A 12,775-nucleotide genomic window follows, 5' to 3' on the forward strand; every position below is an offset into this window, starting at 1 on the left:
TGCCCCGGCCATCTCGAATTGATATCGGAAGACACCAGATCATGCGAAACTCCGGACGATTCGGCCGTCCGGGGCACTGCGGGAGGAGGAGAGCGGATTGAACAGGCAGCAAGCGGTGGATACGGCGAAAATGAACTGCCGGGAGACCCGACGTTCGTATTACGTTGTGCGGACCGGCCATGATGAATACGCGGTAATGGATCGGCACGAACTGGCGAAAGCGCTGGCGGCAGGCCAGTGCGAGCGGGACGCCATCATTTTCAGCATTCAGGGCGAAGCGGACGAGGAACCGGCATAAGACGAATCGAAGAACGGCTGGCGGCGCACGGAACCGTCAGCCGGTTTCTTATTTTGCCGCGTGAACCCGTCGATTGATTATTTAATGCCATAAAATGTTCAGGGGTTGTATGATTGGGCCTCATGGTTGACGGTTCTTGCAATCGAGGCGCATAATGAGGACAACTCTTTTTTGTGCGGAACGACGGTTCGGGGAGGGACAGACGCGGTGCGCATCGAGCAGGTTTCCGATGCCGAGTACGAGATCTCCGGCCTCATCGTCGAGCGGCTGCATGAGCGCCGCTTCTGCGTCTTCGACCTGGAAGCGACGGGGCCGGACGCGACTCGCGGCCATATCACGCAGATCGGCGCGGTCAGGATGGGCGGCAACGGCGGGCCCGAACCCCGGACGTTCGCGACGCTTGTCCGCCCGCCGATTCCGATCCCCGAGCCGATTGAACGGCTGACCGGCATCCGCAACGAAGATGCGGCGCATGCGCCGCTTTTTCCGGAAGCGTACCGGTCGTTCAGGGTGTATGCGGCAGACCGCGTGCTGGTGACGCAGGCCGGATATGAATTCGACGGCCCGCTGCTCCGGCGCGAGTGCGGACTTCACGGCCTTGATCCGCCGGAACAACTGCTTCTGGACACGAAGGTATTGTTCGCTTATGCGTTCCCGGAGATCGACGAGATTCCGTCGACCAACTTTCTGATCCGGTTCTTCGGCATCGAAGCCGATGATCTGCCCCGGCACGACGCGCTGGGAGACGCACTGCTGATCGGGCGGATCCTGAGCCGTCTGCTTGACGCATATCGGGAGAAGGGAATCGCCGATATCCGGATTACGGAGCCGCTGCGCGTGAAGAAAATGCGGCTGGAGCCGCTTGTGTAACCGTCGCGCACAAGGAGCGGCAGATCAAATCCGGCCTCCTTAAGGTCAAGTCCGTCCATGTTTTTCACGCGGATGGCTGTGCTATGATGGACCTGTGGACGGCCGAAGTCAGCGAAAGGTCGGATGCAGCATGAGTCGGACAGTCGATGGCGGCCGATCAGCCGGAAACGCACCCGCCGGACCAGGGGCACCGGGCTCCGTCATCGCGGAGAAGGTGTCGGTGCGCGGCATTCTCCGGTTCTTCGTGCCGCTCGGCCTGGCCGCAAGCCTCGTCTCGCTGTCGCATGTCATCATCAACAGTACCTTGGCGCGTGCGCCCGATCCCGAATCGACGATCGCCGCCTATACGATCGCGATGAGCATCTTCACGATTACGGAACGGCCGGCCGTTTTCCTGCGGCAGACCTGTTCCGCGCTCGCGGCCGACCGGACGGGCTTCCGCTCCGTCGCCGTCGTGATGGTGTACGTGCTGCTGTTCACGCTCGGTTTCGGCACGCTGCTGTCCTATACGCCGCTCGGGCCCTGGGTGTTCCGGACGTTGTTCAACGCCGGCGAATCGCTGCTCGGCAGCACGCTCGGCAGCTACCGGATTCTGTTCCTGGTGACGGTGTTCTCGGCGATACGCTGCCTGTTCCACGGCATCATCATCCGAAACATGCAGACGAAGTGGCTGACGATCGGCATGATTGTGCGGCTGCTCGCCATGTACGGGCTGTCGCTCGCCTATCTGCATTCCGGTTGGACGATAGACGGGCGTGCGGGCGCGCTTATTTTTTTGACCGGAATGTTCGTGGAAGCGGCGGTCAGCGCCTGGGAAGGACGGCGCATTTACCGGCAGATGCCCGAGCGGCTGGCGCATTCGTCCATCCGGCGGGCGCGCGACGTGTTCCCGTTCTATCGTCCGCTCGTCATCACGTCGTTCATCTCGGTCATGCTGGCCCCCTCGATCAACGTGATGCTCGGCAAGACGGCGGACATCGAGCTGGCGATCGCGTCCTACTCGGTCGCGCTCAGCGTGCTGAACCTGGTGAACAGTTTCTTTACTTACGTGCACCAGATCGTGCTGAACTTCTACCGTTTGGACGCCGCGGCGGTTCGCCGCTTCGCGCTCGGCGCCAACCTGCTGCCGGCCGCCGTGGTCGCCTTGCTCGCCTGGACGCCGTTAGGGAAGGCGGCGTTCGGCGCGATCGTCGGGGCGGAGGGACAGCTGCTCGACGCGAGCATTGAGGCGCTGCGCGTCTTTCTGCTGTTCGCGCTCGTCTTCCCGTGGGTGGATTATTTCAACGGACTGGCGATGCTGAACAAGAAGACGCGGTTCATGATGGGGTCGCAGACCGGCAACCTGGCGGTGACGATCGCGGCGCTGATCGTGCTGACCGCCGCCGTCCCGGGCTGGAACGGGATGGTCGGCGCGCTGGCGCAGTCCTGCGGCGTCGCGGCGGAACTCGCCGTGCTTGCCATGTTGATGCGCAGGTGGCAGCGGAGGCAATCGATTCGGGCGGATATCCCGGCTTGAATGACATCAGGAGGAGCAGCCATGAGACAAATTCGGGCTTTCGGTCCGCAGGATTTGCGGATGGTGGAAACGGAAGATCCGGTTCCGGGGACGGGCGAGGTTGTCGTCGACGTGATGGCGTGCGGTATTTGCGGCTCGGACAAGTGGTTCTGGTACGTGGAGGGGCCGCATCCGTACGTGGCCGGCCATGAAGCGGCGGGCGTCGTGTCGGCGGTCGGGCCGGGCGTGAGGGAGCTGCGCGTCGGCGACCGGGTCGCCGTCAACAATGTGCGGGGCTGCGGCGAATGCGAGGCATGCCGCGAGGAAGCGTATGTCCGCTGCACCGGGGGCCTCTCCCACATGGGATTCGGCTTCAGCGAGAAAATCGCCGTGCCGGAACGCAACTGCCTCAAGTTGCACGATGCGATCAGCTTTGAACAGGGCGCGCTCATTTTCGACAATTGGGGCACGCCGTACTCCGCGCTTGCCCGGACGAACATGAAAGCAGGCGACACCGTGCTCGTCACCGGCTGCGGTCCGATCGGCCTGGCGGCAGTCGGTCTGTGCCGCCAGCGCGGCGCCCGCGTCGCGGCCGTCGATGTGCTGCCCGCGCGCCTGGCGGCGGCGAAGCGCCAAGGGGCCGAATGGACGGGCGCTCCTGGGGACGGGCTCGCGGACGAGCTGTGCAGGTTCGCGGGCAAGGATGGGTTTGACTATGTCGTCGAATGCTCGGGCCATCCGTCCTCGTACGATCTCGGCTTCGAGGTCATCGGCATGGGCGGGGCGATCGTCGTCGTGGGCGAGAAAGCGGAGATCCGGGTGAACTCCAGCCGGATCATCCACAAGCATCTTACGATCACCGGCTCGCTCTATTCAACGATGCCGGCCGGCCGCGCGGTGCAGGAACTGATGGTGCGGGGCGAGATCGATCCGATGGCGTTCGTCACCCACACGTTCAGGCTGGAGGAACTGCCTGAGAAATTCGGGGATGTCATCGAGGCGAAGGACGGGCTGATCAAGGCGGTCGTCGTCCGGTAAACGGCGGAACGGTTTTTCACGCGATATTTTTCACACACCACACCATATATTCGGAAGGGATGAAGCAGCATGCGATTGGGCGGACAAGTGTTTCCCGAGCGGAAGGAACCGGAATTGTGGGCGGCGGCCCATGCGGAAATGGGGTACCGCGCGGCCGTGTTCCCGGTGCGCCATAACGCAGGCGACGACGTGATCGACGCGTATGCGCGCGCCGCCCGAGAGGCCGGCCTCGTCATTGCCGAAGTCGGCGCCTGGAGCAACCCGATCAGCCCGGACGAGAAGACGCGCCGCGAAGCGATCGAATACTGCAAGAACCAGCTCGCGCTTGCCGACCGCGTCGGCGCGCGGTGCTGCGTCAATATCGCCGGGTCCCGCAACGTGGAAAAATGGGACGGGCCGCACCCGGACAACTTCTCGGACGAGACGTTCGAGCTGATCGTCGAGACGGTGCGCGAGATCATCGACGCGGTGAATCCGACGCGCACGACGTTCGCGCTCGAGACGATGCCGTGGGTGTTCCCGGATTCGGCGGATTCGTATCTGGCGCTCATCAAGGCGATTGACCGGAAGGCGGTCTCCGTCCATTTCGACCCGGTCAACATGATTTCGAGCCCGCGCGTTTATTACCGGAACGGCGAGATGATCCGCGACTTCGTGAAGAAGCTCGGCGCGTACATCACGAACTGCCACGCGAAGGACATCCGTCTGGACACCCGGCTCACCGTCCATCTCGAAGAAGTTCTGCCGGGCACCGGCGCGCTTGATTACCGGGTGTTCCTGAGCGAAATCGCGAAGCTCGATCCGGATACGCCGATGATCGTCGAGCATCTGAAGACGGAAGAAGAATACCGGCAGGCGAGCGACTACATCCGGCGGACGGCGGCGGAACTGGGCATTGCGCTGTAAGCGGCCGGGCGGCCGCATGCATTGCGCGGACGATCGGGATTTGGAGGAGCAAGACCAGGCATGAGCGGGAACGCGCGGCGGAGAGCCGTTTTCTTCGATCTGGATGACACGTTGTACGACCAGCTGGAACCGTTCCGGACGGCCTTGCGGGTGTTCGGACCCGCGATCAGACGAATTTCGGAGGAGAACTTGTACCGCAGGTTCCGCCACCACAGCGACGCGCTGTGGGAACCCTATTGCGCGGGCAGGCTGCCTCTGGATGCAATGCGGGTCGAACGGATTCGGAGAGCGCTCGCCGAATTCGGGGTTGAAGCGGAAGAAGGCGATTGCCGCAAATTTCAGGAAGCGTACCAGGAAGGGCAGTACCGGATCCGGCTGCATCCCGGCGCGGAAGCGTGTCTCGGCGAGCTTGAGGCGGCCGGCTGCCTGCTCGGCGTCGTGACGAACGGCCCCGGCCCTCATCAGGCCCGGAAGCTCGAGGCGCTCGGCATCGAGCGGTTCATTCCGCGGACGCGCTGGTTCATCTCCGGCGAGATCGGGATTGCGAAGCCCGATCCGGCGCTGTTCGCCCACGTCAACATGGTGACGGGGACGAGGCCGGAGACCAGCGTGCTGGTGGGCGACTCGCCGGTCAACGACGTCGAAGGAGCGGCGGGTGCGGGATGGCGCACCGTCTGGTTCAATGCCCGGGGAAGCGCGGCGGAGCCGCGGCCGGCAGCGGATTTGACCGCGGATGGTTTCACGGATCTGGCGCGGCGCATCCTCGGTCTGCTTGCGCAACCTCGACCGGAACGAGAATGAATATCCTACATTTGTCCATGTACGGCTGGCAACCCTCCATTTCTGTCCCGTGCCGGAAATGCCATAATGGTATCGGGAAAAGCCCGACAATTGTCACCATGGAGGCTGGACGATCATGGCCATTCAGTACGACGCATCCCGCCGTCTGTTCCATCTGCAGACGGATGACACCAGCTACTCTATCCAGATTGCGCATGGAGGCTATCTGGCCCATGTTTACTGGGGAGCGCGCGTGAGGGGACTCAAGCTGGACAAGCTGCTTGAGTTCAAGACCCGGGCGTCCTTCAGCCCGACGACGATCAAGGATATCCCCGAGCTCTCGCTGGATACGCTGCCGCAGGAATATCCGGGATACGGCACATCGGATTTCCGCCATCCGGCCTATCAGGTGAAATTCGCCGACGGTTCGACCGCTTCGGAACTGGTGTACGACAGCCACCGGATCGTGCCCGGCAAGCCGAAGCTGCCCGGACTGCCCGCGACCTACGTCGAGCGGGACGACGAAGCCGAGACGCTGGAGATCACGATGAAAGATCCGGCTTCCGGGCTTGCGGTCGTGCTCTCCTACACCGTCTTCGAGAAGTGGAACGCCATCGCCCGGTCGGCCCGCCTGATCAACAACGGCAGCACGGCGATCGAGGTGCAGCGGGCGCTCAGCATGAGCGTCGATTTCGCGCACGACCGGTATGACCTGCTGCAGTTGTCCGGCGCATGGGCGCGCGAGCGCTATGTGCACAGGCGGCCGCTCGTGCCGGGGCTGCAGGCGGTGGAGAGCCGGCGCGGTTCGAGCAGCCATGTGCAGAACCCGTTCGTCGCCCTGCTCGAGCGGGGCGCGGACGAAGACCATGGCGGCGTCTACGGCGTCAGCCTCGTGTACAGCGGCAATTTTACGGCCGGCGTCGAAGTGGACCAGTTCCACTCCCCGCGGCTGTTCATCGGCATCAATCCGTTTGACTTCGGCTGGCGGCTCGAGCCGGGCGAGTCGTTCCAGACGCCGGAAGCGGTGCTTGTCTTCTCGGCGGAAGGGCTCGGCGGCATGTCGCGCAAGTATCACGACTTGTACCGCTCGCGCCTGTGCCGCGGCACGTTCCGCGACAAGACGCGTCCGATTCTCGTGAACAACTGGGAAGCGACGTACTTCAATTTCGACGCCGACAAGATCGAGGCGATCGCCCGCGCGGGCAAGGAGCTCGGCATCGAGCTGTTCGTGCTTGACGACGGCTGGTTCGGCAAGCGCGACAGTGACAATTCGTCGCTCGGCGACTGGTTCGTCGATCGGCGCAAACTGCCGAACGGTCTGGAAGACCTCGTCCAGCGCGTGCGCAATCTCGACATGCAGTTCGGCCTCTGGTTCGAGCCGGAGATGGTGTCGCCGGACAGCGAGTTGTACCGCGCGCATCCGGACTGGTGCCTGCACATCGAAGGGCGACGCCGCACCGAGGCGCGCCAGCAGCTCATTCTGGACCTGTCGCGCGAGGACGTGCAGGACTATATCGTGAAGACGATCTCCGGCATTCTCTCGAGCGCGCCGATCACCTATGTGAAATGGGATATGAACCGGAACATGACGGAGATCGGCTCGGCGAAGCTGCCGCCGGAGCGCCAACGGGAAACGGCGCATCGCTACATGCTCGGTTTGTACAGCGTGCTGGAACGGATCACGTCGGCGTTTCCGCACGTGCTGTTCGAGAGCTGCTCGGGCGGCGGGGGACGTTTCGATCCGGGGATGCTCTACTACATGCCGCAGACGTGGACGAGCGACAACACGGACGCGATCTCGCGGCTCAAGATCCAGTACGGCACGAGCATCGTCTATCCGGTCAGCGCGATGGGCGCGCATGTGTCCGCCGTGCCGAATCATCAGGTCGGCCGGGTGACGCCGCTCGAGACGCGCGGCCACGTCGCTCTCTCCGGCAACTTCGGATACGAGCTGGATCTGACGAAGTTCACCGAAGAAGAGAAGGAGATCGTCAAGGCGCAGATCGCGCTGTACAAAGAAATCCGCCATCTCGTCCAGTTCGGCGACTTCTACCGGCTGCTCAGCCCGTTCGAAGGCAACGCGGCGGCCTGGATGTTCGTCGCGAAGGACAAACGGGAAGCGTTCGCCGTCTATGTGCAGATTCTGCAGGAACCGTATGCGCCGCTTGACCGTTTTCGGCTGAAGGGGCTCGATCCGAACCTCGATTATGAACTGGACCGGGACGGCCTGGTGTACGGCGGCGACGAGCTCATGAACGCCGGGATGCCGGTGCCGCAGTTCCACGGCGATTTCCGCAGCCGCGTCTACCGTCTGCGCGCGAAATAACGGCTGCTGGTGTGACAAAATCAGGTCATGCCGTTTGCCCTGCAACTTTTTCGGCAACACTTTCGTCGAAAAGACGGAGGTGCTGATATGACAACCAAGCGTAAAATCAGATTGGCTTTACTGGTAGCAGCTCTGACGGCGGCGATGGCGATGACCGCTTGCGCGGACAAGAGCGGCAATGCTGTGAATGACGGCGCGCAAAATAACGGAACGCCGCAGAATGAAGCGCCGCAGCAGGATGACGGCCAGAAGGACGACGGGGGACTGGCGGAGTTGCGGGAAGGATCGGGTATTTATATCGGCCAGATCGATCCGCATTCGATCGAGATTGAAGTCGACGGCACGCCGGTCGTGTTCCAGCTCGGTGAAGGCGTCGCGGACGTGCTCGAGGGCATCAACCCGAACGATCCCGTCCAGTTCAAATATACGGAACAGCCCGTGGAAGGCGACGACACACTGAAGGTGCTGACCATCACCGAACTTTCGCGCGCGGAAGGCGCGGGCGCCGGCGAAGATGCCGCCCGGCTTCCCGAGACGAAGGAGCTGGACGTCGAGCTGGAAGGCATGCCGGAGAAACGTGAAGCGACGAAAGCGGTCGGTTCCGGCTACGCCATTTACGTTTTCCCGCAATTCACCTTCGACCCGGAGACGAACCGGATGAGCATGAACGTCGATTCGAATTACTATGTCGATATCGAGAAGCTGCCGGCCGGCTATGATCCGGATGAAATCCGGAACGCGGGCGAAGCTTGGGTGAAAGAAGGCGCGGGAACGGTCGAGGAATGGACGGGCGACCGGATCTACAAGCAGATGCAGGGCGCTTCCCTGTACTTGACCGGTCAGAAGACCGGATTGACCCGGACGTTCGTCGTGAAGACGATCGACGGCGCGGATTATGCATTGAAGTTCAATCAGCCGCAGGGTGAAGCTTCGGAAGGATTTCTGCCGCTTGCCTTTGCGTCGGTGAATTCCATCGTGAACACGAGCCGTTAAAGAAACGGTTGTCAGGAATGCCGTTTCGCCTTGACGGACAAGGCGAAACGGCTTTTCCTGTGGCATACATACCTGGGAGGGACTCATGGCATGAGAACGATCAAGATCGGCATTATCGGCAGCGGCGGAATCGCCCGGGCGCATGCGGAAGCCTACAAGCAGCTCCCGTACGTCGAAGTGGCGGCGGTGGCGGATGTCGTGCCGGGGCGGGCGAAGCAATTTGCCGAGGCGCAAGGGCTGGCGAACGCGGCGGCGTTCGATTCCCATGAAGAACTGCTCAAGCTGCCGCTTGACGGAGTCAGCATCTGCACGCCGAATGTCGCCCACTATCGGACGACGATCGATTCGCTGCGAACCGGCAAGCATGTGCTGCTCGAGAAGCCGATGTCGGTGACGCTCGCGGAAGCGGTGGACATGGTGGCCGCGCAGAAGGCGGCGGGCACGATGCTGTCGATCGGTTTTCAGCCGCGCTACGATCCGAACATGAAATTGTTGAAAGAGATCGTCCAGTCCGGACGCCTTGGCAACATCTATTATGTCGAGGTGGGCGGCGGACGCCGGAGGGGAATGCCGGGCGGCACGTTCATCCGCAAGGAGCTGGCCGGCGCCGGAGCACTCGCGGACATCGGCTGCTATTCGCTGGACATGGCGCTGAACGCCCTCGGCCATCCGCGTCCGGTGACGGTATCGGCGTATGCCTCGAACCTTTTCGGCCGGAATCCGAAGTATCATCCCGAAGCGGACAAGTTCGAGGTGGAAGATTTCGGCGTCGCGATGATCCGGTTCGAGAACGATCTGGTGCTGCAGTTCAAGATTTCCTGGGCCATGCACATGGACACGCTCGGTCCGACGCTCTTCCTCGGCACGGAAGCGGGGCTGAAGGTGACGCCGTACGGCACCGGCCCGTGGTCGGGCGCCTGGGACGGCAAAATCGGCTCGATGACGCTCTATCACGATGAATTCGGCACCCATACCCATACGGAGATTCCGCTGATCGAGCACAAGACGAACCTGTTCTTCGAGAAGGTGCGCGATTTCGCCGAAGCGGTGCGGGACGGCAAGCCGGCGCCGATTCCGGGCGAGCAGATTCTGATTCAGCAGGCGATCATCGACGGCGTGCTCCGCTCCGCGGAAGCGAAGCGGGAAGTGGAGATCAAGCTGCCGGAGTAAGCGTTGGACAGTCTGCCGGCGGGCGCGGTGCGGGCCGCTGCGATGCTGCCTGCCGGCGTCCGTCGCCGTCGGCTCCGGCGCCGCTTGCGGCGTTGCGGACCGTCTGCGCGCGTGCGAGGCGGTTTCCGCTGCCGGTACGGCCCGTGTCGAAAACGGCCGCAACAGGCGGCAAAACGGCCATAAATGTGGAAACGCTTGCAAAATGTTGTCGCCGACAATCGTCAGAAAAATGCGGCAATTCGTCGATTCGCGCGCTCGCCCGGGAAATAATCATTCGGGAAATACCGATTGCGGGCAACCGGGAACCGGCACTACGGAAGCGATGGACAAACTTGCGCCGGATGCGCTAACCTTGTATTGGAATACTGCCGGCCGGAGAGGCGGCGGCCGGCAAGAGAAAGGCTGAGCAGAAACGTGAAATTCAGACCCTGCATCGACTTGCACCAGGGTAAGGTCAAACAAATCGTCGGCGAAACGTTAAACGACAGCGGCCAGGGGTTGGTCGAGAACTTCGTTTCCGAACGCGAACCGGCCTATTATGCGGAACTCTTCCGGAAGGACGGCCTGACCGGCGGGCATGTGATCATGCTCGGACCGGGCAACGAAGAAGCCGCGGCGGAGGCGCTGGCCGCCTGGCCGGGCGGACTCCAGATCGGGGGCGGCATTACGGCGGACAATGCGGCGGCATGGCTCGAGCGCGGGGCGTCGCATGTCATCGTCACGTCGTATCTGTTCCAGAACGGGCGGCTTCGCGAAGATCATCTCGAGCGGATCGTCAGCGAGGTCGGCCGGGACCGGCTCGTCATCGACCTGAGCTGCAAGCGCAAGGACGGCCGCTGGTACGTTGTGACCGACCGCTGGACCGTGTTCAGCGATTTCGAGCTGAATGAAGCGAATATCCGCGGCCTTGAGCAGCACTGCGCGGAATTTCTCGTGCATGCCGTCGATGTGGAAGGGAAGCGTACCGGCATCCTCGCCGATCTGGCGGAGCAGCTTGCCGCCTGGACGACGATTCCGACCACTTACGCCGGCGGGGCGCGGTCGCTGGACGATCTGGCGTTGTTCCGGAAGCTGACGCAAGGCAAGCTGGACATTACCGTCGGCAGCGCGCTCGATCTGTTCGGCGGCGAACTGAAATACCGCGATGTCGTCGCTTTCTGCCGCGGCGAAATCGAATCATGAGACGGGGGATGGCGCCATGAAATTGAAGCAAGGCCAGAAACTGCTGTTCATCGGCGATTCGATCACGGACTGCGACCGCAGCAAACCGGACGGCGAAGGGCTGTTCGATGCGACCGGCCGCGGCTACGTGACGATCGTGGGCGCGCTGCTGACGTCCACTTATCCGGAGCTCGGCATCCGCGTCGTCAACAAGGGGATCAGCGGCAACACGGTGCGCGACCTGAAAGCGCGCTGGGAGACGGACGTCATCGCGCAGCGGCCGGACTGGCTTTCGATCATGATCGGAATCAACGATGTGTGGCGGCAGTTCGACGTGCCGTTCATCAAGGATTGGCACGTGTACATCGACGAATATGAGGCGACGCTGCGCGAACTGGTGCAAAGGACGAAACCGGGCGTAGAGGGGCTCGTCCTGATGACGCCCTTCTACATTGAGCCGAATGAAGCGGATGCGATGCGCGCGGCGATGGACCGATACGGCGCCGTGGTGAAGCGGATCGCCGAAGAGGAGGGGGCGCTGTTTGTCGACACGCAGGCGGCGTTCAATAAGGTGCTCGGGACACTGTATGCCGGCACGCTGGCTTGGGACCGCGTCCATCCGACGCAGGCCGGCCATATGATTCTGGCGCGGGCGTTCCTGAACGCCATCGGTTTCGATTGGTCCAAAATGGCGCAGTAACCGGAGCTCCGAACGATTCGAACGGACGGGAGCGTGTGCCCGAATGAGCCTGTTTCCGCAGCGGATCATGACCGGCCGATTCCGGCCGGTTGTGACCGCTTATTATTTTAAAGAGTGGCGCGGCTACGAGATGGACGACCATACGCATCCGTCGATGGAGATCATGTATGTGATCCGCGGAGCGTGCCGGGTGGAACTCGGTCCCGGCACCGACGGACGGCGTGCGTACGGACTCAAGAAGGGCGAGTTTATTTTCCTCAATGCCGCCGTTCCGCACCGCCTGGTCGTGCCGGAGACGTGCCGGATGCTGAATGTGGAGTTCCGTTTTGCCGAGCGGTCGGGCGGGCTGCCGTCGATCAGCGAGCTGGCGGCGGAAGATCCGGCGCTGGCCTCGCTCATCGCCTGTCCGCGCGATCATCTCGTGCTGCGCGAACCGCATGACATCTACAACGCGCTCAAGGCGCTCGTGCTGGAGCTGGACAATCCGGACGGCCGCGAGCCGCTGGTCCAGATTCTGTTGTCCGAACTGCTGCTTCGCATCGCGGCGCTGCACAAGGAATCGGAAGCGGCGGACGAGCCCGGCGCGGAGCGCTACGTGCGGCAGGCGGCCGCGTTCATGCACGAGCATTACGACCGGCCGCTGCGCATCGCGGACATTGCAGCAAGCGTGAACCTTCACCCGGTTTACTTGCAGCGGATTTTCAAGCGGTCGACCGGCCAATCCGTCATGGGCTACCTGACGGCATTCCGGATGGAGAAGGCGAAGATGCTGCTCCGACAGACCGACATCCCGGTGGCCGACATTGCGGATTACGTCGGCATCGGCAGCCGGCAATATTTTCACGACCTGTTCAAGAAACATGCCGGCATGACGCCCGCCGCCTACCGTCGTTCATTCGGGACAGAGCGCTACTCGGACATTTAAGTTTCGATTACGGACATATCGGCTGTCAAATGGCTGCGATTGCGATAACGCTTTCGCTCTCCCGTTGGTACAATGGGGATGACGGGCGTGAGCCCGGAGCCAACGAACGGGAG

The 12,775-nt window shown here is 62.6% G+C and carries 12 protein-coding genes; all 12 read left to right on the forward strand.

Translation table 11 applies throughout. The features are described from left to right. Nucleotides 1–97 precede the first annotated feature (97 nt). The 12 genes from THECO_RS07275 to THECO_RS07330 all read left to right on the forward strand — a co-directional run bounded on the left by THECO_RS07275 (nucleotide 98) and on the right by THECO_RS07330 (nucleotide 12,662). On the forward strand, nucleotides 98–298 hold the full coding sequence (locus THECO_RS07275) for a hypothetical protein (RefSeq protein WP_015254397.1): 201 nt from the start codon (nucleotides 98–100) through the stop codon (nucleotides 296–298). 207 nt (nucleotides 299–505) lie between these two features. Continuing rightward, nucleotides 506–1,168, forward strand: coding sequence for a 3'-5' exonuclease (locus THECO_RS20515; protein ID WP_015254398.1), 663 nt, complete (start codon nucleotides 506–508; stop codon nucleotides 1,166–1,168). A 220-nt stretch (nucleotides 1,169–1,388) separates the two neighbouring features. Continuing rightward, nucleotides 1,389–2,684: a hypothetical protein gene (locus THECO_RS07285; RefSeq protein ID WP_015254399.1), complete on the forward strand. Its 1,296-nt coding sequence runs from the start codon at nucleotides 1,389–1,391 to the stop codon at nucleotides 2,682–2,684. A gap of 21 nt (nucleotides 2,685–2,705) precedes the next feature. Next, nucleotides 2,706–3,701, forward strand: coding sequence for a zinc-dependent alcohol dehydrogenase (locus tag THECO_RS07290; protein ID WP_015254400.1), 996 nt, complete (start codon nucleotides 2,706–2,708; stop codon nucleotides 3,699–3,701). A 69-nt stretch (nucleotides 3,702–3,770) separates the two neighbouring features. After that, nucleotides 3,771–4,607, forward strand: coding sequence for a sugar phosphate isomerase/epimerase family protein (locus tag THECO_RS07295; RefSeq protein WP_015254401.1), 837 nt, complete (start codon nucleotides 3,771–3,773; stop codon nucleotides 4,605–4,607). Nucleotides 4,608–4,667: 60 nt separating this feature from the next. Next, entirely contained in the window at nucleotides 4,668–5,408 is a 741-nt protein-coding gene (locus THECO_RS07300; protein ID WP_015254402.1) for an HAD family hydrolase, read from the forward strand. Between the two features lie 115 nt (nucleotides 5,409–5,523). After that, the gene (locus tag THECO_RS07305) at nucleotides 5,524–7,713 is read left to right on the forward strand and encodes an alpha-galactosidase (protein WP_015254403.1); all 2,190 of its coding nucleotides are present in this window, start codon (nucleotides 5,524–5,526) and stop codon (nucleotides 7,711–7,713) included. Between the two features lie 87 nt (nucleotides 7,714–7,800). Further along, complete coding sequence (locus THECO_RS07310) at nucleotides 7,801–8,706, forward strand: hypothetical protein (protein ID WP_015254404.1); 906 nt, start codon at nucleotides 7,801–7,803, stop codon at nucleotides 8,704–8,706. A 90-nt stretch (nucleotides 8,707–8,796) separates the two neighbouring features. After that, nucleotides 8,797–9,876 (forward strand): Gfo/Idh/MocA family protein, encoded by a 1,080-nt coding sequence (locus tag THECO_RS07315; RefSeq protein WP_015254405.1) that lies wholly within the window; start codon nucleotides 8,797–8,799, stop codon nucleotides 9,874–9,876. A 414-nt stretch (nucleotides 9,877–10,290) separates the two neighbouring features. Further along, entirely contained in the window at nucleotides 10,291–11,058 is a 768-nt protein-coding gene (hisA, locus tag THECO_RS07320) for a phosphoribosylformimino-5-aminoimidazole carboxamide ribotide isomerase (RefSeq protein ID WP_015254406.1), read from the forward strand. 16 nt (nucleotides 11,059–11,074) lie between these two features. After that, a complete protein-coding gene (locus tag THECO_RS07325; protein WP_015254407.1) occupies nucleotides 11,075–11,737 on the forward strand; it encodes an SGNH/GDSL hydrolase family protein in 663 nt (220 codons plus the stop codon). A gap of 43 nt (nucleotides 11,738–11,780) precedes the next feature. Next, a complete protein-coding gene (locus THECO_RS07330; RefSeq protein ID WP_015254408.1) occupies nucleotides 11,781–12,662 on the forward strand; it encodes a helix-turn-helix transcriptional regulator in 882 nt (293 codons plus the stop codon). The last annotated feature ends 113 nt before the right edge of the window (nucleotides 12,663–12,775 follow it).

It is taken from the genome of Thermobacillus composti KWC4 (genome assembly GCF_000227705.2).
Taxonomy (GTDB): domain Bacteria; phylum Bacillota; class Bacilli; order Paenibacillales; family Paenibacillaceae; genus Thermobacillus; species Thermobacillus xylanilyticus.

Excerpts from the sequence above, each read along its gene's own strand:
- THECO_RS07305 (WP_015254403.1), top strand. The coding sequence starts at position 5,524 with ATGGCCATTCAGTACGACGCATCCCGCCGTCTGTTCCATCTGCAGACG.
- THECO_RS07330 (WP_015254408.1), top strand. The coding sequence starts at position 11,781 with ATGAGCCTGTTTCCGCAGCGGATCATGACCGGCCGATTCCGGCCGGTT.
- THECO_RS07295 (WP_015254401.1), top strand. The coding sequence starts at position 3,771 with ATGCGATTGGGCGGACAAGTGTTTCCCGAGCGGAAGGAACCGGAATTG.
- THECO_RS07310 (WP_015254404.1), top strand. The coding sequence starts at position 7,801 with ATGACAACCAAGCGTAAAATCAGATTGGCTTTACTGGTAGCAGCTCTG.
- THECO_RS07315 (WP_015254405.1), top strand. The coding sequence starts at position 8,797 with ATGAGAACGATCAAGATCGGCATTATCGGCAGCGGCGGAATCGCCCGG.
- THECO_RS07300 (WP_015254402.1), top strand. The coding sequence starts at position 4,668 with ATGAGCGGGAACGCGCGGCGGAGAGCCGTTTTCTTCGATCTGGATGAC.
- THECO_RS07325 (WP_015254407.1), top strand. The coding sequence starts at position 11,075 with ATGAAATTGAAGCAAGGCCAGAAACTGCTGTTCATCGGCGATTCGATC.
- THECO_RS07290 (WP_015254400.1), top strand. The coding sequence starts at position 2,706 with ATGAGACAAATTCGGGCTTTCGGTCCGCAGGATTTGCGGATGGTGGAA.